Below are 21,633 nucleotides of genomic sequence, written 5' to 3'. Positions count from 1 at the left end.
ACGCGCGCCCTTCACCCGCTCAGTGGCGGGCGAACACCGTGCTCTTGCCGGCGCGGTCGAAACTCACCACCTCGTAATTCTCGGCCGGGTACGGCCCTTCCATGCCCGGTGAGCCGAGCGGCATGCCGGGCGCGGAAATACCCACCATGCCAGCCGGCTTCTCGGCCAGCAGACGGCGCACGTCGGCAGCCGGCACGTGCCCTTCGACGATGTAGCCGCCCACCTTGGCGGTGTGGCAGGAACCCAGCGTACGCGGCACGCCGGCCTTCTGCTTCACCTCGGCCATCTCGCGGGTGGCGATTTCCTTCACGCTGAAGCCATGCTCGCGCATGTGCTCTGCCCAGGCGCCGCAACAGCCGCAGTTGGGGTCCTTGTACATCACCACGTCCTCCCCGGCGGCCAGCGCCGGAGCGGCCACGCACAGGGCCAGGGCCGCGCCGGCCAGCGTGGCGCGCAGGGTCGAAAAAGTGGATTTCATTGTGGATTGCCTCCTGTCGGGGATTCTTCGGAAGACCCGCCGCTGGCGGGCAGATGCAGGGTGAATGCGGTCTCGCCGGCGGCCGAGCGCACGCTGACGCGGCCGCCATGCGCCTCGGCGATGGAACGGGTGATCGCCAGCCCCAGGCCGGTGCCATCGCTCACGCCACGGCTGCGCGCCGGATCGGCGCGGTGGAAACGCTCGAAGATGCGTTCGAGTTGCTCCGGAGGAATCGGTTCTCCGGGATTGGTCACGGAAAGCGCCACTTCGCCAGGCGCGCCAGCGCGCACGGCGATGCGCAGCACGCCGCCGACGGGGGTGTGGCGCAGCGCGTTGGACAGCAGATTGGACAGCGCGCGGCGCAGCATCAGGCGGTCGCCGCGTACCGCCGCACGCCCGGCGCATTCGATACGCACGCCGCGCTCCTCGGCGAGTGCTTCGTAGAACTCGGCCAGCGCGGCGGCCTCGTCGGCCAGTTCCACGGTTTCCGCCGGACGCGGCAGCAGACCGTTGTCGGCCTGGGCAAGGAACAGCATGTCGCCCACCATGCGCGCCAGGCGGTCGAACTCTTCCAGGTTGGAGGCCAGCACCTCGCGGTAGGCCGCCGCGTCGCGCTCGCGCGCCAGCGCCACCTGGGTCTCGGTCATCAGGTTGGACACCGGCGTGCGCAGCTCGTGGGCCAGGTCGGCGGAGAACTCGGAAAGCCTGCGGAAGGAGGATTCCAGCCGGTCCAGCATACCGTTGAAGGCTTCGGCCAGTTCGCGCACCTCGGCCGGCGCATCCTGCGCCGCGATGCGTTCGCCCAGGCGCTCGGCGGACAGCCGACGCGCGGTGGCGGTCACCCGCGCCAGCGGCGCCAAACCCTGGCGCGCCGCCAGCCAGCCGAGCAGCGCTGCCAGCGCGGCGGCCAGCGAAATGCCCACCCACAGCCGCGCGCGCACCTCGGCGAGGAAATGCGCATGGTGGGTGATGTCCAGCGCCACCCGCGCGCTGAGCGGAAGCGGCTCGGCCAGCGGCGCCAGCAGGGTACGCTCGCGGCCGATGTAGTGCTGCCCGTCCGCCGTCCACAGCACGTCCCCCGCCAAGGGCGTGGCGGGCAGCGCGTCGAACACTTCGGCGCGCCCGGCGAACACCACTTCGCCATCGGCATCGCGCAACAGCACGGCGACGTTGTCGTGGCCGGTCAGCGCGTCGCGCAGGCGCCGCGGCAGAACGGCCAGCGCGCCTTCATTGCCGGTGCCGGCCACCAGGTTGCCGATCATCGCCAGCTTGGCGGACAGATCGTGGCGGTCCAGTTCGTCGAAGTGCGCCTCCACCGCGCGCCCCAGCACCACGCCGACGATCAGCAGCAGGCCGGCGGCCACCAGCGCGAACAGCCAGGCCAGGCGCGCGGTGAGCGACAGCGGCGCGCGCGTGCTCATCCCGCCTCCGGGGCATCGAGCACGTAGCCCATGCCGCGCAGCGTGCGGATCAGCTTGGGCTCGAAATCGTCGTCGATCTTCGCGCGCAGGCGGCGCACCGCCACTTCCACCACGTTGGTGTCGCTGTCGAAGTTCATGTCCCACACCTGCGAGGCGATCAGCGAACGCGGCAACACCTCGCCGGGGCGGCGCATGAACAGTTCCAGCAGGGCGAATTCCTTGGCGGTCAGGTCAATGCGCCGCCCGCCGCGCACGGCCCGGCGGCGCAGCGGGTCGAGTTCCAGATCCGCCACGCGCAGCAACCCCGGCTCCTTGGCGCGCCCGCGGCGCAGCAGCGTGCGCACACGCGCCAGCAGCTCGGCGAAGGCGAAGGGCTTCACCAGATAGTCGTCGGCGCCCAGTTCCAGCCCGCGCACGCGGTCTTCCACCTGGTCGCGTGCGGTCAGGAACAACACCGGCGTGTCGCGCCCGGCGGCGCGTAGCGCGCGCAGGATGTCCCAGCCATTGGTACCGGGCAGCATCACGTCGAGCACCAGCAGATCGTAGGACTCGGCGAGTGCCGCATGCAGGCCGTCGGTGCCGTCGCGCGCGAGATCGGTGACGAAGCCCGCCTCGCTGAGGCCCTGGTGCAGGTAATCGCCGGTCTTCGGTTCGTCTTCGACGATGAGGATCTTCATGGTTGGCGATTCTGCGCCAAAGCCGCCGCCGCGCGCCTGCCCGCCGTCAAGGATTACAGATTTGTAATCCACGCGTCAGGCTGCGGTCGGCGGGCAGGGACGAGGATGTGCGTCATTCCCGCTCATTCTCCAGGAGTCCGCCATGCAGCGTTTCGCCCCCGCCCTGCTCAGTCTCGCCCTGCTCGTCCCGCTCGCCGCCCACGCCCAGCACCACGGCCACGGCGGCCATGGCACCCCGGCGGCGGAACAGGCCGACAGCCTGGCCGAAGGCACGGTGCGCCGCGTCGATGCCGCCGCCGGCGCGGTGAGCATTGCCCACGGGCCGATCCCGCAGCTGGGCATGGGGCCGATGACCATGCGCTTCCAGGCCGCGCCCGGTGTGGACGTGTCCACGCTCAAGGCCGGCGACAAGATCCGCTTCGAGGCCGGAGCGCAAGGCGAGCAGTTGATCCTGCAGGGTTTCGAGCTGGCGAACTGAGCGCACCGCCATGACGCCCCGTGTTTTCGTGCCGTGGTGTGCGGCCCTCCTGTTCGCTGCCGGCTGGCCCGCGCTGGCGCGGGAAAGCGCGCCCGGCACCGACCTGGCCGGCGTGCTCGCCCACGCCCGCGCACACCACCCCGGCTTCGCCGCCGAACGGCTCGAAGCCGCCGCCGCGCAGGCCGGCGCGCAGGCGGCAGGCGCCCTGCCCGACCCGCGCTTCACCCTCGAACTGATGGACGTTAACAACGCCATGAACGGCCGCGAGCGTTTCTCCGCGCTGCCCGGCGAGGTTGGCGAAACGCGCTACCGCATCGAGCAGATGCTGCCCTGGCCCGGCAAGCGCGCGCTGGAAGCGCAAAGCGCCACGGCCCGCGCCGACGCGCGCGGCGCCACGGTGGAAGCCGAATGGCGCGAACTGGCCGGCACGCTGAAGAACGCCTGGCTGCGCTACTGGGCCGCGCACCGCGAACAGGCCCTGTACCGCGAGCAGCTCGACCTCGCCGAAGCGCTGGAAGACGCCGCGCTGGCGCGCTACCGCAGCGGCGCGGGCGACCAGCAGGCGGTGCTGCGCGCCCAGGGCGAACGTACCGAGCTGCGCATCGCCCTGACGCTGGCGGAGCAAAAGCTGGCCGGCGCCTCCGCCGCGCTCAACGGCCTGCTCGACCGCCCCGCCGACGCCGCACTCGCCGCCCCCGGCGAAGCACCGCCGCTGCCCGCGCGGGTGGACCACGCTGCGCTGTTCGAGCGCCTGAGCGCCACGCATCCCGCCCTGGCCGCGCAGGCCCGCCAGATCGACGCGGCCACCGCCGAGCGCGAACGCGCCCGGCTGGAACGCTATCCCGACTTCGGCGTGGGGCTGACCTACAACCGTCCGCGCGGCGGCACGGAAAGCTGGGATCTGATGCTGGAAGTGAACATCCCCCTGCAACGCGCGCCGCGCCAGGCGCGCGAACGCGAGGCCGCGTACCTGCGTGAAGCCGCCGAAGCCCGCCTGGGCGCCGAACAGGCCCGCCTGCGCGGCGCGCTGGGCGCCGCCGTGGCCACGCTGCGCGGCGCCGCCGAGCGCGAGACGCTCACCACGCGCACCCTGCTGCCGCAGCGCGACGCCGCCTTCGAGGCCACGCGCGCCGCCTACGCTGCCGGACGCGCCGATTTCGACGCCGTGCTGGAAGCCTGGCGGCGCGCGCGCGAAGGCCGCCTGGCCGCGCTGGAAGCCGGCGTGGAAGCGCGCATGGCCCTGTTCGAACTGCAAACCCTGGCTGGAGAAGAATTGTGACCCCGGGCCTCAAGTTTTCCCTGTTCGCCATCGCGCTGGCCCTGGCCGCCGCCGGCGGCTACCTGGCCGGCGGCCTGCGCGGCGACGGCCACGCCGGACACACCGCCGTTCCGGCCAGTACGGCGGACGCCACCCCAGGCGAACGCAAGATCCTCTATTACCGCAACCCCATGGGCCTGCCCGACACCTCGCCGGTGCCCAAGAAGGACTCCATGGGCATGGACTACCTCCCGGTATACGAAGGCGAGGACCAGGATGACGGCGCGGTGGCGGTCAACCCGGCGCGCATGCAGGCGCTCGGCGTGCGCGTGGCGCGCGCCGAACGGCGGGTGCTCGAACAGCCAGTGCGCGCTGTCGGCCGCGTGGAGGTGGATGAGCGCCGCATCCATGACGTGGCGCCGCGCTTCGAAGGCTGGATCGAGCAGTTGCACGTGTCTGCCGTGGGCGACCCGGTGCGCGCCGGGCAGCCGCTGTTCACCGTGTATGCGCCGGAACTGGCCTCGGCCGCCGAGGAACAGCGCATCGCCGATACCCTGGCCGGCCGTCTCGCCGGCGGCGACGACGAGGCGCGCGCGGCCGCCGAGCGCCTGGCCGGCGCCACCCGCGAGCGCCTGGCGAACTGGCAGATGCACGGCGGCGGCACGGCACGGCGCAGCTTCGCGGCGCCGGTCAGCGGCGTGGTGCTGGAGCGCGAGGCGGTGGCCGGCATGCGCTTCGAGGCCGGCCGCACGCTGCTGCGCATCGCCGACCTGAGTTCGGTGTGGGTGCTGGCCGAGGTGTATGAGCACGATCTGGCCCGCGTGCGCCCCGGCCAGCCGGCCACGGTGCGCCTGGACGCCTGGCCCGGCGAGGACTTCGCCGCCACCGTGGATTACCTCTACCCCACCGTCGATCCGGCCACGCGCAGCGCCCGCGTGCGCCTGCGCCTGCCCAATGCGGACGGCCGCCTGCGCCCCGGCCAATTTGCCCGGGTGCATCTGGCCACCGGCGAGGCCGCGCCGGTGCTGGCGGTGCCGGACTCCGCCGTGCTCGACGGCGGCGAACGCCAGAGCGTGCTGGTGGAAGAAGGCGAAGGCCGCTTCCGCCCGCAGGCGGTGCGCATCGGCCGGCGCGACCCGGAGTGGGTGGAAATCCTTGATGGTCTGGAAGACGGTGCGCGCGTGGTGGTGGCGGCCAACTTCCTGATCGACGCGGAAAGCAATCTGCGCGCGGCGCTGGCCGGGTTCACCGCGGGCGAACAGCGTGCGCCGGCCTACCGCGCCACCGGCACGCTGGACGAGCTCTACGACGACGGTTCGGTATCGCTGAGCCACGCGCCGATTGCCGAACTGGACTGGCCGGCGATGACCATGGAGTTCACCCTGGCCGCGCCGGGGCTGGCCGACGGCATCGCGCCGGGCAGCGCGGTGCGCTTCGAATTCGAGGCGCGCGGGCCGGGCGAGTACGTGGTGACGCACATCGAAGCCGGCCACGGCGCGGAGCACTGAGACCATGCTAGACCGCATCATCACCTGGTCCGCCCGCAACGCCTTCCTGGTCCTGCTGCTGACCGCCTTCACCGTGGCCGCTGGCGTATGGGCGGTGCTGCGCACGCCGCTGGACGCCCTGCCGGACCTCTCGGACGTGCAGGTCATCGTCTATGCCGACTACCCTGGCCAGGCCCCGCAGGTGGTCGAGGACCAGGTCACCTATCCGCTCTCCTCGGCGCTGCTGGCCGTGCCCAAGGCCAAGGTGGTGCGCGGCATCTCGATGTTCGGCGCATCCTACGTGTATGTGATCTTCGAGGACGGCACCGACATCTACTGGGCGCGCTCGCGCGTGCTGGAATACCTGTCGGCCGCCGCCGGGCGTATGCCGGCGGAGGTGAGCCCGCGCATCGGCCCGGACGCCACCGGCGTGGGCTGGGTGTACCAGTACACGCTGGACGGCCCCGGCCAGTCGCTGGCCGAGTTGCGCAGCCTGCAGGACTGGTACGTGCGCTATCCGCTCACCCAGGTGGCGGGCGTGGCCGAGGTGGCCAGCGTGGGCGGCTTCGTGCGCGAATACCAGATCACCGTGGACCCGTACCGGCTGGCGTCCTACGGCCTCGACCTGGAGGCGGTGAACCGCGCGGTGCGCGATTCCAACCGCGACGTGGGCGGGCGCGTGGTGGAGATGGCCGAGACCGAATACATGGTGCGCGGGCGCGGCTACCTGAACAGCGCGGCGGACATCGGCGACATCGTGCTGCGCGCCAGCGGCGGCACCCCGGTGCGCGTGCGCGACGTGGCCCGCGTGGAACTGGTGCCCGCCGAGCGGCGCGGTATCGCCGAACTCAACGGCACGGGGGAAGTGGCCTCGGGCATCGTCATGGCGCGCTTCGGCGAGAACGCGCTGGAGGTCATCCGCGGGATCAAGGACAAGATCGCTGAACTCGCCCCCGGCCTGCCCGCAGGCGTGGAGATCATTCCGGTGTACGACCGCTCCGCGCTCATCGAGCGCGCCATCGACACGCTGAAGACCACGCTGATCGAGGAAAGCCTGATCGTCGCCGCTGTATGCGTGGTGTTCCTGCTGCACGTGCGCAGCGCGCTGGTGGCCATCGTCTCGCTGCCGGTGGGCATGCTGATCGCCTTCCTGGCCATGCAGTGGCTGGGCATCGGCTCCAACATCATGAGCCTGGGCGGCATCGCCATCGCCATCGGCACCATGGTGGACGGCGCCATCGTGATGATCGAGAACGCCCACAAGCACCTGGAACGCCTCGGCGACAAGGCCGCCGACACCCGCGCGCGCGCCGCCGCGATGATAGACGCCTGCCGCGAGGTGGGCCCGGCGATCTTCTTCTCGCTGCTGATCATCACCGTCTCCTTCCTGCCGGTGTTCGCGCTGGAAGGGCAGGAGGGCCGGCTGTTCTCCCCGCTGGCGTTCACCAAGACCTTCGCCATGGCCGGCGCCGCGCTGCTGTCGGTGACGCTGATCCCGGTGCTGATGATGATCTTCATCCGCGGCAAGATCCTGCCGGAGGAAAAGAACCCGGTGAACCGCGTGCTGATCCGCCTGTACCGCCCGCTGATCGCCTGGGTGATGCGCCACAAGCTCGCCACCCTCGCCGTGGCGCTGGTGGTCAGCGCGGCCAGCCTGTGGCCGGCCGGGCGCATCGGCAGCGAGTTCATGCCCACGCTCAACGAAGGCGCCCTGTTCTACATGCCGGCGGCGCTGCCCGGCATGTCGGTGACCAAGGCGGGCGAACTGCTCGCCACCACCAACCGCATCATCAAGCGCTTCCCCGAAGTGGAATCGGTGTACGGCAAGGCCGGGCGCGCCAGCACCGCCACCGATCCGGCGCCGCTGGAGATGTTCGAGACGGTGATCAACCTCAAGCCGGAAGCCGAGTGGCGCCCCGGCATGACGGTGGACAAGCTGATCGCCGAAATGGACGCCGCGCTGCGCTTCCCCGGCGTGGCCAACTCGTGGACCATGCCCATCAAGGCGCGCATCGACATGCTGTCCACCGGCATCCGCACGCCGGTGGGGGTGAAGGTGTTCGGCCCCGACCTGGCGACCATCGAACAGGTCGCCCGCCAGGTGGAAACCGTGGTGCGCAACATCCCCGGCGCCGCCAGCGTGTACGCCGAGCGCGTCACCGGCGGCTACTACCTGGACATCGTGCCCGACCAGCACCAGCTCGCCCGCCTCGGCCTCACCGTGGGCATGCTGCAGGACACCGTGGCCACCGCGCTGGGCGGCGAGCCGCTGACCGCCACGGTGGAAGGCCCGGCGCGCTACAACGTCACCGTGCGCTACCCGCGCGCGCTGCGCGCCGACCCCGAGCGCATCGCCCGCGAGGTATTCATCGCCCTGCCCGAGGGCGGCATGGTGCCGCTCGGCCAGGTCGCCCAGGTACGCGTGGTGCGCGACGCCCCGGTGGTGCGCACCGAAAACGCCCTGCCGGTGGCCTACGTGTATGTGGACCTGCGCGAACGCGACATCGGCTCCTTCGTCGCCGAGGCCCGCCAGGTGGTGGCCGAGCAGGTCGCTTTCCCGCCCGGCGCCTATGCCACCTGGAGCGGCCAGTTCGAGTACATGGAACGCGCCCGGGCACGCCTGACCGTGGTCGTGCCGGTGACCCTGGCGCTCATCGTGCTGCTGCTCTACCTCAACTTCCGCCGCCTCACGGAAACCTTCATCGTGCTGCTCTCGGTGCCCTTCGCGCTGATCGGCGGGGTCTGGCTGATGTGGTGGCTGGGCTACGAGATGAGCGTGGCGGTGGCGGTGGGCTTCATCGCGCTGGCCGGCATCGCCGCCGAAACCGGCGTGGTCATGCTGATCTACCTGGACCACGCGTGGACCCGCCTGCTCGAACGCTGCCGCGCGCTGGGACGCGCGCCGGACGCGGCGGAATTCTACGGCGCGATCATGGAAGGCGCGGTGGAGCGCGTGCGCCCGAAGATGATGACCGCCATCTCGGTCATCCTCGGCCTCGCGCCCATCATGTGGAGCACCGGTACCGGCTCCGAGGTCATGCGCCGCATCGCCGCGCCGGTGCTGGGCGGCATGGTGTCTTCCACCGTGCTCACGCTGATCGTCATCCCCGCGCTGTACGCGCTGGTCAAGGAATGGCAACTGCGCCGCGACGGCGCGCGGGCGGACCTGGCCGCTGGCGAACCAGCCGCCTGACCGTACTTCGATCCAATTGACATGGTTTTTCCCGCCCACCTACAGTCGGAGGCTGCCCACCACCCCTGACCGCCCCATTCTCGAAGGAATCCGCGCGATGCACGACGCCACGGCCATCCATCCCGACGACCTCGACGAGTTCATCCGCGAAACCCTGGCCGACGACGGGCTGTACGTCATGGGCGACGAACACGGCGCGGCGGGCGTATGCCCCTACATCAGCTTCTACCTGCGCCACCCGCCGGAACGGCAGCGCGAGGTCGCCAGCCAGTTGCTCGCCGTGGCGCGGGAATTCGCTGGCCTGGCGGACGAACCCTTCCGCCTGCTGCGCGTGGGCGAGGACGGCGCATGGCACGCCTGCCGGGGCGGCCGCCTGCCCGCCAACCTGGGCACCACCCTGCGCCGCGCCTGTGCATCCAGCCTGCCCTTCATCGTCGAGGCCACCGACCGGCGCCAGCCGGCCGACAGCGCGCGCTGGGCGCTGGCCCTGCGCGCCGATACCGAACCGGACCACTACAGCTACCTCAAGCTCACCTTCCGCAAGCGCTGGTACGCTGCGCATGTGCAGCACTGGCACGCCTTCGCCCTGCGCGCAGTCAGCCTCCTGCGTCCGGAGCACTGCTACAGCGGACTGGAAATCGGCAACGGCGGCTTCGCCCTGCCGGCCACACCCTGGCGGCGCCTGCTCGAACAAGCCTGCGCCACCCGCCTGCCGGGGCTGGAACACGACGACCCCGCGCTACACACCCTGCACAGCACGCGCGCGGGGCGGCGCTGGCAGCCCACCGGGCTGGGCCGCGGACCGCGCACGCCGGGCTGGAGCTTCCTGCTCGCCCCGCGCTGGCTGCGCGCACTGGAAGACGGCGGCAGCGCCCTACGCGCGGCGCTCGCCCAACCCGGCACCGAAGTGCAGGCCATCGATTACCCTACCGACGGCATCGAGCCCGGCGGCGAGGCCCTGTGGATACGGCGCGGCACGCTCGACTCTGCGGCGCACAGCTATCCGCCGCTGCCCGGTCTGCCGGGCTAAGGGCCTGTCTACGATCCGTTCCCAGGGCAGCGATCAGCCGACCGCATCGTATTCCGGCATCGTCCAGCTTTCCGCCTGCGCGGCCGCTTCCCATTCGCGCATCGCCGGCAGGGCGTACACCGCCTCTGCCCAGCGCGCGAACGCGGGCGATACCGCCAGGCCGTAGCCGCGCACCCGCCACATCACCGGCGCGTACATCGCATCCACGTTGGAAAACGCCCCGCAAAGAAAATCCCCGGTGGGCTTGTCGGCAGCCTCGAAGCGCGCCCAGAGCTCCGCCAGCCGGCGCAGGTCCGCCTCCACGGCGGCGCTGGGCGTCATCTGCTTGCTGGCCCGGCAGTTCATCGGACAATTCGTGCGCAGGGCGGTGAAACCGCTGTGCATCTCCGCCGCCGCGCAGCGCGCCAGCGCGCGCAGCCCCGCATCGGCCGGCCACAGGCCGCGCTCCGGATAGCGCTCGGCCAGGTACTCCAGGATCGCCAGGCTTTCCCACAGCACCCGCCCGTCCACCTCCAGCATCGGCACCTTGGCCGGCACGCCCAGCCGCGCACCCAGTTTCGCCAGTTCGTCACCATGGGCGAAGGGCAGCAGGTTTTCCTCGAATTCGATGCCGGCCACCTTCATGGCGATCCACGGGCGCAGCGACCAGGACGAGTAGTTCTTGTAAGCGATATGCAGCCGCACGATGGCACTCCTTGAAAGAGGAATCACCCGCACACGATAAGCGCTCCGCGGGCGGCGCAAAAGCGGATTCCGCCGCCGCCCGCCAGCCGTTTCACGCCGCGCCCTCCCGCGCGCCCAGCAGCGCGCGCAAGCCGCGCAGGGCCAGCGATTCCTGCCCTTCATGCCACAGCAGGTGCGTGCGGTTGCGCGCCAGGTGCGCGGGCAGCGCGTGGGCACGCACGGCCTCGGCGGCACGCAGGCCGGCGAGCACCGAACGCGGCACGATCGCCACCCCGGTGCAGGCCGCCACGCAGGCGACGATGGCCGGGTAGGAGGCGAACTCCAGCACGCCCTCGGCGCTCCCGCCCTGTTCGCCCAGCCATTCCTCCAGCCGGCGGCGGTAGGAGCAGCCGCTGGCAAAGGCGATCAGCGTGACGCGCCCGGACTCGAGCACTTGACGCGGCGTGCGCACGTGCGCGGCGCTGATCAGCACCAGTTCCTCCTCGAACACCGGCTGGGCGGCCAGGCCGGGCGCGTGGAAAGGCTCGGAGACGAAGGCCGCCTCGATGTCGTGGCGGATCAGCCGGCCGACCAAGGCGCCGGTGGTACCGGTGACCAGTTCGATGCGCACCGCCGGGTGCGCCCGGTTGTAGCGCGCCAGCACCTCCGGCAGGCGGCTGCCCGAGGTGCTTTCCAGCGCGCCCAGGCGGAAGGTACCGAGCAGCCGTCCGGCGCGCAGCGCGGATTCGGCCTCGTCGGCCAGGCGCAGCAGGCGCTCGGCGTAGCCGGCCAGCAGGCGCCCTTCCTCGGTGGGCACCAGGCCGCGCCCGCGGCGGGCGAACAGCGCCACGCCCAGACGCGCCTCCAGCTGCTTGATGCGCGTGGTGACGTTGGACGGCACACGGTGCAGCGCCTGCGCGGCGCGCGCGACGCCGCCATAGGCCACCACCGCCTGGAGGATTTCGAGATCGTCGAGATCGATGTTTCTCATATAGAGAACAAATGTTCTTTTCTTTTCACTGGATCGGAAAATAGTAACCCACTACAGTGCCGCATGGCCTCGCAATCCACCTCCGCTCCCGCAGCGCTCGGCATCGCCCTGCGCGGACTCGTCGCGCTGGCCGTGGCGATGGGTATCGGCCGCTTCGCCTTCACCCCGCAACTGCCGCTGATGCAGGCCGACCTGGGGCTGACGCTGGCCGCCGGCGGCTGGCTGGCCGGCGCCAACTACCTGGGCTACCTGGTCGGCGCCGTGCTGGCCGGACGGCACGGGGCATCGGCCACTGGCCTGATGCGCATCGGCCTGTGCGCGGTGATTGCCAGCACCGCCGCCATGGCCCTGCCCGGCCCGCTCGCCTGGTGGCTGCTGGTGCGCTTCATCGCCGGTGTGGCCAGCGCCTGGGCGCTGGTGGGCACCGCCACGCTGACCCTAGCCCGCCTCGCCCAGCTTGGCCGCCCGCGACTGGACGTGGTGGTGTTCGCCGGCGTCGGCACCGGCATCGCGCTGGCCGGGCTGCTCTGTCATGCGGGCGCGCTGGCCGGCCTGGGCGCGGCCACCTTGTGGCTGGCCCTGGCCGGACTCGCGCTGGCCGGCACGTTCTGCGCGCTCGCCGGGGAACGCCGGACACCGGCGCAGGCCACGGAGGCCGCGGACGCCCGCCGGCTGGTGCTGTGCTACGGGCTGTTCGGCTTCGGCTACATCCTGCCCGCCACCTATCTGCCCGCGCAGGCCCGCCTGCTGCTCGACGACCCGGCGCTGTTCGGCTGGGTGTGGCCGCTGTTCGGTCTGGCGGCGGTGCTCTCGGTGCTGGGCACCAACCTGCTCACACGCTGGCCGCGTCGCCACGCCTGGGCCGCCGCGCAACTGGTGATGGCGCTGGGCCTCGTCCTGCCGACCCGCGCGCCCGGACTGGCCTCGCTGGCCGTGGCCGCGCTGTGCGTGGGCGGCACCTTCATGGTCATCACCCTGCTTGGTCTGCAGGAAGCACGCACCCAGGCTGGCGCCGACGCGCGGCGCTGGATGGCGGTGATGACCGCCGTGTTCGCCATCGGCCAGCTCGCCGGACCGCTCGCCGCGAATCTCCTGCAAACTATCGGCCTGACACTGGATGCCGCGCTGTGGCTGGGCGCCGCCGCCCTGCTGCTGAGCAGCCTCCTGCTGATCGTTCCCTTCCGCCCCGCTCCGGAGACGCCATGACCGCCACGATTCCCCAGGGCTTCGGCCCCACCACCGAGGAACGCCTGCCCCTGCCGGCCGCCGAACAGATGAGCGAAGCCCAGCGCGCCGCCGCCGAGGCGCTGATCGCCGGGCCGCGCAAGGGGGTGAAGGGCCCGTTCATCCCGCTGATGCACAGCCCGGTACTGCTCGAACGCCTGGCCGGCGTGGGCGAATACCTGCGCTTCGAATCCGTGCTGCCGACGCGCATCAACGAATTCGCCACGCTCATCGTCGCCCGCCACCTCGGCAGCCAGTTCGAATGGGCGGTGCATCGCCCCCTGGCGCTCAACGCCGGCGTCGCCGAGGCCACCCTGGCCGATCTGGCGCAGGGCGCCCGCCCCCGCACCATGGCCGAGGACGAAGCCGACGCCTGGGCCTTCGCCACCGAACTGCTGCACCACCACAGCGTCAGCGATCCCACCTACGCGGCCGCGCTGCGCCGCTGGGACGAACGCGGCGTGATCGAGCTGAGCGGCCTGATCGGCTATTTCACCTGCGTGTCCTGGATCATGAACATCGCGCGCACGCCGGCACCGGGCAGCGATGCGCCGCTGGGCGCCTTTCCGGCATGAAGCGCCGATAGGGGACGGGGTAGCCACGCAGCGGCCGTCTCCACCCACGTGGAAAGCGGGGAGACCTCCCGCATGGAGGTCGCCAACGCGCGTACTTGGGCGTACATTCCCGCTACACCGGCCCGGGCATTTCCACGGGCCGCTGCCTTTTTCCGCGCTCCACGGCATTCCACGCTCGAGGATCACCATGCAATCCGCCGCCCGACGGACCTCCCGCCCCCTTCTCGTCCAGACCCTGGCCGCCGCCCTCGTGCTCGCCGGCGGCCTGTCCGCTCCACTGGTCAGCAGCGCGCAGGGCACGCTGCCGGACAACCTGTCCGGCGAGCTCACCACGCGCAGCGGACTGAACGTCAAGGACGGCTCCCGCTACCAGACCTTCGAACTGGAACTGCGCGGCGGCGAGATGGTGCGCGCGGGCCTCGAAGGCGTGCTGTCCGGCGCGGTGCTCACCCTGTTCGATGAACGGCAGCGCGTGGTCAGCGGCCCGTTCGACAACACCGCCTACCTGCTGGCGCCGCGCGACGGACGCTACACCCTGGCGGTCAGCGGCGAGAACGACCGGGCCTACGGCCCGTTCACGCTCGTATTGGAAACGGTCGAGGTGAACAACGGCGGCCCCCTGACGCTCGGCGAGGAAGTGTTCGGCGTGCTGCCGGGGCGCACCGCAGGCAACGTCTACACCCTGGCGGTGGCCGAGGCCGGCCTGTACCGGCTGTCGCTGGATTCCGAAGAGTTCGACACCCTCCTGCGCCTGCAGGGCGAAGGCCTGGAGATGGAGGACGACGACGGGGCCGGCAACGGCGGAACCAACTCGCGCCTCATCGCCCATCTGCCCCAGGGCGCCTTCCAGATCACCGCCAGCGCCTTGAGCGACGACGACAACGGCGCCTACACCCTGCGCGCCGAGCGCCACGAACCGCCCGCCGGCCAGACGCTGCGCGACAGCGGAGAAATCGAGCTCGGCACGGAGATCGCGGGCTTCGTCACCGCTGGCGGCGAGGCCCCCGTCTACACGCTCACGGTGCCGGAGCGCGGCATGCTGAACGTACTGATGCGCTCGTCCGACGTGGACAGCATGCTGCAGTTGAACGGACCGGAGGTCGACCTCAGCGACGACGACGGCGCCGGCAACGGCTTCGACGCACGCATCCTGGCATTGGTGGAGGCAGGCGAGTACACCATCACGCCGTCGTCGATGGACAAGCGCAGCGGCCTGTTCACGCTGTCCACCGAACTGACCGCGGTGAGCGACATCGGCGCGTTCCTGCAGCCCGGAGAATCCGTCACCGGCGTGCTGGCCGACGGAGAAAGCGCCACGACAACCCTGCGCATCGCCACCGCCGGCCGCTACCGCATCGAGTTCATCTCCGCCGAATTCGACGCCTATCTGAAACTGCAGGGCAGCGGCGTGGACCAGGAAGACGACGACGGCGCGGGCGGCACCGACGCCCGCCTGGACCTGCATCTGCGCCCGGGCGACTACCGTCTGACCGGCAGCGCCTTCGAGAACGCGGGCGGCGGCCGCTACCTGATCAACGCACGGCCGCTGGGCAACTGATGCGGAAACTCCGGTGAATGGCGCGTCCAGGCTGCCCGGCCCCCGGCGCTACATCAGCACGGGTTTCGCCACCATCAGGTAGAACACCCCCAGCATCGCCACGAACGCCGGGTAGCCGAGCGCCTCCCAGATGCGCGCATAGCGCCAGTAGCGCGGCGGCAGGGGCCGGCCGCCCGCCCAGGCATCGCGGGCCATGTCGCGCAGGCGGATCTGCAGCCAGACCACGGGCAGCCAGCAGGCGCCGGTGAACACGAACAGGGCGATGGAAACGAGAATCCAGCCGGTCCCGAAGGTCCAGCCGGCCTGCTGCATCAGCCACAGCCCGGTCAACGGCTGGACGATGACGGCCGGCGTGGTGAACCAGGTGTCGGCGCGCACCACCAGCCGGCTGACTTCCACGATGGCCGGCAGATTGCCGCTGCGGTTGGCAAAGAACAGATAGAAGGCGGTACCGAATCCGGTTCCCACCAGTACCACCGACGAGATCACGTGCAGGGTCTTGACCAGCAGGTAGGCATTCATGATCGGGACTCCTCCGCCCACAGCAGCAGGATGACAGCGGCCACGGCAAGGTTCTTCAATACCGGGCCGAACGGATGGATCAGGAATTCCGGCAGACGCCAGGCGATCAACGCCGAGTAGGCGAGAATCAGGCCGAGCTGCGCCATCCACAGGCGCCGGCCGGGGCGCAGCACGGTCAGCACGGCCATGCCCAGATCGAGCGCCGCCGCGCCGAACAGCACCGCTAGGCCCGGCGCCCCGCCCAGCCCGAAGGCGGCCAGCAACGCCAGACTGGCACTCCACGGCCAGACGAAGATCGACAGCCAGGCGGTGAGTGCCCAGATGGACGCCAGCACGGCACGCAGCAGCGCTGCCCGCCAGACGGCCAGGGCCGCTTCGCGCAGCGCCGGCGCGGCCGCCGTATCGACGAAAGCGGCGGGCGCGCGCGGCGGGCGGCCGAGCAGACGGCCTGCGGGCGCGGGGTCGCCGGTATTGCCGGCCGCCAGCATCGCCCAGGTATCCGGCGTGAACAACGAGCCCGGCAGCCGGCCGGCGATGCGCGCCCCCAGCCCGAACAGAGCGCCCGGAACGGCCCACTGCAGCGCGGGCGCCAGCCCGAGGCTCTTGCGGTAGGCCGCCAGCAGCGCGGCGAACGGCAGCGCCTCGGGGCCCGGCACCTCCAGCACCAGCGGCGCGGCACGCTGCTGTTCGAGCACGCGCACCGCCAACAGGGCCAGATCCTCGGCATGCACCGGCTGCACGTCGCAAGCGCGCGGCACGGCGAGCACCGGCAGGCTGGCCAGCGCGAGAAAGAAGCGGGTCGACGCGCCCTCCGCCCCGAACACCAGCGCCGGGCGCAGTACCACGCCGCCGGGCAGGCAGCGGCACAATGCGGCATCGCCGCGCGCCTTGCTCGCCAGGTAGGCGGTGGTGCCGCGCTGCGCGCCGAGCGCGGAGATCTGCAGCGCACGACCCACGCCGGCCTGTGCGCAGGCCGCGAACAGCGCCGCCGGAGCAAGATGGTGCAGGCGCTCGAAATCGCCGGGTTGCCGTTCGCGCAGCACGCCCACCGCGTTGATCACCGCGTCCACACCAGCCAGGCGGGGCAGCCAGGCGGCCGGGTCGACATCGCGGCGGTAGTCGATGGCGACGTCGTCCGGCTGGCGCGGGTGGTGCACGGCGCGCAGCACGGTATGCCCATGGGCGAACAGCGCGGCGGCGAGCGCGCGGCCGAGGAAGCCGTCCGCGCCGCACAGCAGGACTTTCATGGCCGTCTCCCGCGATTCGTGCAGGCCGTGTCGTCGCAGGCCGGCGTCAGCCGCTCGAACAGCCCGCCAAAGCGCCGCGACAGCCACATGCGATGGCGTGCGAACAGCCGGTAGGCCCCTTCGGCCAGCCGAGCGGCGACGCCAGCCAGCCCAGACCGGTGCCCGCCAGCGCGATGCGGAACACCGCCACGCCTTCCACCACCTGCCCGTCCGCCCGGCGGCCGTGGATGCGCGCGAGCAGTTCCACCCGGCTGCGCCCGTAGGGTGCGGCATCGAAGGCCGGGGCGCTGACATCGATGAAACGCAGCCGGCCGGCCCGGTCGCGCCTGCGCAGGCGCGCCACGTCCGCGCGGCAGATCGCGCAATCGCCGTCGTAGAGGAATTCGAAAGGGTAGATCGCCGGGTCCATGCCACACCTCCACATTCGTTGTTTCCGTAATTTCTGTCAAAACAGAAATTTATTTACCAAAAAATCGGGGCGCAACAGGCCCCGCCCAAGGCGCCGCGACGGCTACTCGCCTTCGCGGCGAATCAACTTGCTGACCCCGGCACCGAGCTTGAGCAGCTTCATCAGCGTCTTGGGGTCCTGGCGCAGCATCTCATCGGCCCACACGGTGAGCAGGGCGATGAACTCGCGCGTCTCGCCGATGCGCCGGCGGACGCCGGCCGGTTCCCCGGCGAGATCCGGGCTGACCAACAGTTCGCCGAGCACCTCCAGCGTGGGGGCGATCTCGCGCTGGCGGCGGCCTTCGACGATGAGGCGGAACAGTTCCCAGACGTCCTTGGAGGTTTCGAAGTGGTCGCGCCGGTCGCCCAGCACATGAACCACTTTCACCAGCCGCCAGGCGAGCAGTTCCTTGATGCTGGTGCTGACGTTGGAACGCGCCACCGCGAGCGTCTCGGCGATCTCGTCGGCCGCCAGCGGGCGCTCGGCCAGATAGAGCAGCGCGTGGATCTGCGCCACAGTGCGATTGACGCCCCAGCGGGCGCCCATCTCGCCCCAGTGCAGGATGAATCGTTCGGAGACCGGCGTGAGCTTCATGCGCTCATGATAGGCGGAGCGAAATTTCTGTCAAGACAGAAATTTCAGAAAACATCTACTGCTTCAATCACCGCATTCAGCCGCGTCGCCGCACCGCAGCACCTTTCGCAGCCGGGCCGGACGGCCCGCGCTTTCCGCCCGGCGGGCGAGCCGGCGGAACCCGCCGCGCTTCGGGAGATTGCACACGCCTCTCGCCCTGTACCGCCGGCTGCTGCCACGGCACCAGCTGATCCGGCCGGTTGCCGATCAGCTCGCGCCGGCCCATGGCCTGCAGGGCCTCACGGATCAGCGGCCAGTTTTCCGGGTCGTGCCAGCGCAGCAGGGCCTTGTGCAGCTTGCGCGAGCGCCCGGCGCGCGCGGTTTCCACGCTTTCGGAATCCGCATCGACCTTTCTCAGTGGATTCTTGCGGCTGTGGTACATGGTGGTGGCCAGCGCCATGGGCGTGGGCAGGAAGGTCTGCACCTGGTCCGGGCGGAAGCCGTTCTTCTTCAGCCACAGGGCGAGGTTGACCATGTCCTCGTCGGTGGTGCCGGGGTGGGCGGCGATGAAGTAGGGCACCAGATGCTGCTTCTTGCCCGCCTCCTGCGAGTATTTGTCGAAAAGTTCGCGGAATTTCTCGTAGGTGGCTATGCCCGGCTTCATCATCTTGGAAAGCGGACCGGCCTCGGTGTGTTCCGGGGCGATCTTGAGCAGGCCGCTGACGTGGTGGGTGACCAGTTCCCTGACGTATTCCGGCGAGCGCACGGCAAGGTCGTAGCGCAGGCCGGAGCCCACGGTGACGCGCTTGACGCCGGGCAGCGCGCGCGCCTTGCGGTACAACGAGATCAGCGGACCGTGGTCGGTGCCCAGGTTCTCGCAGACGCCCGGATACACGCAGGACAGCCGGCGACAGGAGGATTCGATCTTCGGGTCCTTGCAGGCCAGCCGGTACATGTTGGCGGTGGGCCCGCCGAGGTCGGTGATGTGCCCGCGAAAATCCGGCATCTTGTCGCGAATTTCCTCGATCTCGCGCAGGATCGAGCCTTCCGAGCGGCTCTGGATGATGCGCCCCTCGTGCTCGGTGATCGAACAGAAGGTACAGCCGCCGAAGCAGCCGCGCATGATGTTGATGGAGAACTTGATCATGTCCCAGGCCGGGATGCGCGCATCGCCGTAGGCCGGATGCGGCGCGCGGGCATACGGCAGGCCATAGACGAAGTCCATCTCCGGCGTGGACAGCGGCACCGGCGGCGGGTTGATCCACACGTCGCGCCGGCCCGGCCCTTCGCCGTGGCCCTGGCGCAGCGCGCGCGCGTTGCCGGGGTTGGATTCCAGATGGAATACGCGTGAGGCGTGGGCATAGAGCACCGGATCGGCGCTCACCGCCTCGAAGGCCGGCAGGCGGATCACGGTATGGGCCCGCCGCGCGCGCCGCGCGGACACCCGCTCGGCGGCGGGCACGATGCGCACCGGCTGCGCGCCGTCCGCGGCGGGCGGTGCGGCGGATGCCGGCTCCATCGCATAGGGATCGGGATGCGGGTCGATGCGGCCCGGGCGGTCGAGGGCCAGCGAGTCGGTCTCCGCCCAGTCGTCGCCCGGCAGCCAGCCCGGGCGCACCATGAAGGCGGTGCCGCGCAGGTCGCGGATCTCGCCGATGGCCTCGCCCGCGTCCAGCCGGCGGGCCAGGTCCACCAGCGCGCGCTCGGCGTTGCCGAACAGCAGCAGGTCGGCCTTGGAATCGGTCAGCACCGAGCGGCGCACCTTGTCCGACCAGTAGTCGTAATGCGCGATGCGGCGCAGGCTGGCCTCGATGCTGCCGATCACCACCACGGCGTCGGGAAAGGCTTCGCGCGCACGCTGGGCATACACGGTGACCGCGCGGTCCGGTCGCTTGCCGGCTTCCGCGTTGGGCGTGTAGGCATCGTCGGAGCGGATCTTGCGATCGGAGGTATAGCGATTGACCAGCGAATCCATGTTTCCGGCGGTGACCCCGAAGAACAGGCGCGGCCGGCCGAGCGCGCGGAAGGCCGCGGCGCTGGTCCAGTCGGGCTGGCTGATGATGCCCACGCGCAGGCCGTGCGCCTCCAGCAGGCGGCCGACCAGCGCCATGCCGAAGCTGGGATGGTCGATGTAGGCGTCGCCGGTGACCAGCACCACGTCGCAGACGTCCCAACCCAGCGCATCCATCTCGACACGCGACATCGGCAGGAATGGCGCCCGGCGCGCCGGCGGACAGGCGCCGCGATCGATCGGCACGGGCAGGGAGGGTTCGGCGGGCACAGGGAGCGGGAAACGGAGGGAAGGGCGCGATTCTACTCGGATTGCCCGCTATGCCGGCGGTTCCCGCTCCGGCCGTGCGGCGCATGTCGCCGATGCCTCGCCCGCTGACGGCTATCGAACGGCGCGCTTTACGGATACCCGGAAAATGGGGAGCGGCCGGCAGACCCCGGCCGCTCCCGTTCGGTTCCGTCCAATTACAGCCTGCCCCTCAATCGTCCAGCTGCTCCAGTTCGTCCTCGGTCAGTTCCGGACGGCCGCGGGTCAGGGCGCGTGCGGCATGGGCGCGCGGCGTGTTGGAGACCTGCAGCGGCGAGCGGTAGCCACGCAGGGAAGCGCGGGTGCCGGTGGCGCCGATGTAGGTCAGGTCGTTGATGTTGTCGTAGAGATCGCCCGAGCCGAGCAGCCCGCCCAGGTTGCCCGGGCCGTTGACGGACAGGGTCAGCGTGGCGGCCGGCGTGGTGAACGAGCTGGCGTCATATACCCGGATGGCGTTGCCGCGGGCGAACCAGATGCGGTTGTTGTCGGCGGTGTATTGCGCCGACCAGAAATAGCCCGGCGTGGTCGAGAAGGTATCGATCACGGCATGGGTGCCCGGCGTCGCCAGGTTGGCGATCTTCAGCAGTTGGCCAACCAGGTTCCAACTGCTGTTGTAGGTGCCCATCAGCACGTAGGCGTTGCCGCCGGCGTCGAAGCTGATGTCGCGGTACTCGTAGGCGAAATCGCTTTGCGTCAGCACGTCCGTCACGCTGGCGGTATTCAGCGCGCCGGCGATGCTGATCTTCTGCACGCGGGAATTCGCATTGGGCGTGCCCGACGAACCCTGGGCGCCGCCAATCGCCGCCACATAGACCTCGCTGCCCTTGTCCGCCAGCGAGAAGGCGTTTTCCGCGAAATTGCCATTGGAGCTGTCAATCGAGATGGAAGACCCGCCGGTCACGTCGAAACGCACCAGCAGGCTCTTGCCGTAATTGGCCCATGCGCTATCGGTAAAAGTGAACAAGCCGTACAGCTTGCCGCCGATCACCGCCAACGCCTGGCCATGGGCGGTCAAACCGCTGGGCGTGGTGGGCACCAGGCTGCCGGGCAGCGTGAAGGTCACGCCGGTGGCGGCATAGCCCGTGGGGGTGCTGGCCGGGTTGATTTCGACGATGCGGGCATTGTCGAAGTCCAGGGCGTAGAGGTAGTTGCCGAGCCGGACCAGGGTGTACAGGTTCTGGACATTGGTCCAGGTCGGCGTCGCCAGATTGGCCGGCGTGACCGGATCGTAGATATACACGGGCTGCGCGCTGCCGGTCACGTAATCGGTGACGGCCAGGCGCAGGGCGTTGCCGGCGTCGGTGAAGCCTTCCACCTTGGGGTCGCCGTTCAGGCCGGATTGCAGACCGGGATAGGCGACAACAAAACTGGCGCCGGCATCGAGAATCCGCCCCGCCATGCCATGTCCGGCATAGGGCGGATCGCTTTCATAGTAATAAACGCTGTAGGCGGCATAGGACGTAGCCATTTCCTTCTCCTTGACTGGATGGGTT

At 70.5% G+C, this 21,633-nt stretch carries 19 protein-coding genes; 8 read left to right on the top strand and 11 right to left on the bottom strand.

The genetic code is table 11. The annotated features are described in order from the left end of the window. Positions 1–19 precede the first annotated feature (19 nt). The 3 genes from E6C76_RS21385 to E6C76_RS21375 are packed head-to-tail and all read right to left on the bottom strand — an operon-like array spanning position 20 to position 2,576. Positions 20–478, bottom strand: coding sequence for a DUF411 domain-containing protein (locus tag E6C76_RS21385; RefSeq protein WP_136350296.1), 459 nt, complete (start codon positions 476–478; stop codon positions 20–22). Further along, on the bottom strand, positions 475–1,899 hold the full coding sequence (locus E6C76_RS21380; RefSeq protein WP_136350295.1) for a heavy metal sensor histidine kinase: 1,425 nt from the start codon (positions 1,897–1,899) through the stop codon (positions 475–477). Before E6C76_RS21380 ends, E6C76_RS21385 begins: the two co-directional genes overlap by 4 nt. After that, the gene (locus E6C76_RS21375) at positions 1,896–2,576 is read right to left on the bottom strand and encodes a heavy metal response regulator transcription factor (RefSeq protein ID WP_136350294.1); all 681 of its coding nucleotides are present in this window, start codon (positions 2,574–2,576) and stop codon (positions 1,896–1,898) included. Before E6C76_RS21375 ends, E6C76_RS21380 begins: the two co-directional genes overlap by 4 nt. Positions 2,577–2,718: 142 nt before the next feature. Between E6C76_RS21375 and E6C76_RS21370 the strand changes: the two genes are divergently transcribed. From E6C76_RS21370 to E6C76_RS21350, 5 genes are all read left to right on the top strand, one after another. Then, positions 2,719–3,054: a copper-binding protein gene (locus E6C76_RS21370; RefSeq protein WP_136350293.1), complete on the top strand. Its 336-nt coding sequence runs from the start codon at positions 2,719–2,721 to the stop codon at positions 3,052–3,054. Positions 3,055–3,064: 10 nt separating this feature from the next. Continuing rightward, on the top strand, positions 3,065–4,333 hold the full coding sequence (locus tag E6C76_RS21365; RefSeq protein WP_136350292.1) for a TolC family protein: 1,269 nt from the start codon (positions 3,065–3,067) through the stop codon (positions 4,331–4,333). Continuing rightward, complete coding sequence (locus tag E6C76_RS21360) at positions 4,330–5,820, top strand: efflux RND transporter periplasmic adaptor subunit (protein ID WP_136350291.1); 1,491 nt, start codon at positions 4,330–4,332, stop codon at positions 5,818–5,820. Before E6C76_RS21365 ends, E6C76_RS21360 begins: the two co-directional genes overlap by 4 nt. Before the next feature lie 4 nt (positions 5,821–5,824). Continuing rightward, complete coding sequence (locus tag E6C76_RS21355; protein WP_136350290.1) at positions 5,825–8,992, top strand: efflux RND transporter permease subunit; 3,168 nt, start codon at positions 5,825–5,827, stop codon at positions 8,990–8,992. Between the two features lie 97 nt (positions 8,993–9,089). Then, on the top strand, positions 9,090–10,022 hold the full coding sequence (locus E6C76_RS21350; protein ID WP_136350289.1) for a DUF3396 domain-containing protein: 933 nt from the start codon (positions 9,090–9,092) through the stop codon (positions 10,020–10,022). A 33-nt stretch (positions 10,023–10,055) separates the two neighbouring features. On the opposite strand, the gene E6C76_RS21345 is transcribed toward E6C76_RS21350, so the two are convergent. Then, positions 10,056–10,706 (bottom strand): glutathione S-transferase N-terminal domain-containing protein, encoded by a 651-nt coding sequence (locus E6C76_RS21345; protein ID WP_136350288.1) that lies wholly within the window; start codon positions 10,704–10,706, stop codon positions 10,056–10,058. A gap of 91 nt (positions 10,707–10,797) precedes the next feature. After that, positions 10,798–11,676, bottom strand: a complete 879-nt coding sequence (locus E6C76_RS21340) for a LysR family transcriptional regulator (RefSeq protein WP_136350287.1) — start codon at positions 11,674–11,676, stop codon at positions 10,798–10,800. A 63-nt stretch (positions 11,677–11,739) separates the two neighbouring features. On the opposite strand from E6C76_RS21340, the gene E6C76_RS21335 reads away from it, so the two are divergent. The 3 genes from E6C76_RS21335 (at position 11,740) to E6C76_RS21325 (ending at position 15,033) form a co-directional block, all read left to right on the top strand. Next, complete coding sequence (locus E6C76_RS21335) at positions 11,740–12,882, top strand: YbfB/YjiJ family MFS transporter (RefSeq protein ID WP_136350286.1); 1,143 nt, start codon at positions 11,740–11,742, stop codon at positions 12,880–12,882. After that, entirely contained in the window at positions 12,879–13,475 is a 597-nt protein-coding gene (locus tag E6C76_RS21330) for a carboxymuconolactone decarboxylase family protein (RefSeq protein WP_136350285.1), read from the top strand. Before E6C76_RS21335 ends, E6C76_RS21330 begins: the two co-directional genes overlap by 4 nt. A 187-nt stretch (positions 13,476–13,662) precedes the next feature. Further along, a complete protein-coding gene (locus tag E6C76_RS21325; protein ID WP_136350284.1) occupies positions 13,663–15,033 on the top strand; it encodes a hypothetical protein in 1,371 nt (456 codons plus the stop codon). Between the two features lie 48 nt (positions 15,034–15,081). On the opposite strand, the gene E6C76_RS21320 is transcribed toward E6C76_RS21325, so the two are convergent. The 6 genes from E6C76_RS21320 to E6C76_RS21295 all read right to left on the bottom strand — a co-directional run bounded on the left by E6C76_RS21320 (position 15,082) and on the right by E6C76_RS21295 (position 21,608). Further along, positions 15,082–15,555 (bottom strand): DUF2269 family protein, encoded by a 474-nt coding sequence (locus E6C76_RS21320; RefSeq protein ID WP_136350283.1) that lies wholly within the window; start codon positions 15,553–15,555, stop codon positions 15,082–15,084. Next, entirely contained in the window at positions 15,552–16,802 is a 1,251-nt protein-coding gene (locus tag E6C76_RS21315; protein WP_136350282.1) for an SDR family oxidoreductase, read from the bottom strand. Before E6C76_RS21315 ends, E6C76_RS21320 begins: the two co-directional genes overlap by 4 nt. A gap of 46 nt (positions 16,803–16,848) precedes the next feature. Further along, positions 16,849–17,211, bottom strand: coding sequence for a DCC1-like thiol-disulfide oxidoreductase family protein (locus E6C76_RS21310; RefSeq protein WP_211090309.1), 363 nt, complete (start codon positions 17,209–17,211; stop codon positions 16,849–16,851). Positions 17,212–17,313: 102 nt separating this feature from the next. Beyond that, positions 17,314–17,844: a GbsR/MarR family transcriptional regulator gene (locus E6C76_RS21305; RefSeq protein WP_136350281.1), complete on the bottom strand. Its 531-nt coding sequence runs from the start codon at positions 17,842–17,844 to the stop codon at positions 17,314–17,316. 76 nt (positions 17,845–17,920) lie between these two features. Continuing rightward, positions 17,921–20,026: a YgiQ family radical SAM protein gene (locus E6C76_RS21300; RefSeq protein ID WP_136350305.1), complete on the bottom strand. Its 2,106-nt coding sequence runs from the start codon at positions 20,024–20,026 to the stop codon at positions 17,921–17,923. A gap of 286 nt (positions 20,027–20,312) precedes the next feature. Then, the gene (locus tag E6C76_RS21295) at positions 20,313–21,608 is read right to left on the bottom strand and encodes a hypothetical protein (RefSeq protein WP_136350280.1); all 1,296 of its coding nucleotides are present in this window, start codon (positions 21,606–21,608) and stop codon (positions 20,313–20,315) included. Positions 21,609–21,633 lie beyond the last annotated feature (25 nt).

This window comes from Pseudothauera nasutitermitis, assembly GCF_004801295.1.
Lineage (GTDB): Bacteria > Pseudomonadota > Gammaproteobacteria > Burkholderiales > Rhodocyclaceae > Pseudothauera > Pseudothauera nasutitermitis.
Note: the sequence above shows the minus strand (reverse complement) of the source record. Positions and strands in the feature narration are given on the sequence as shown.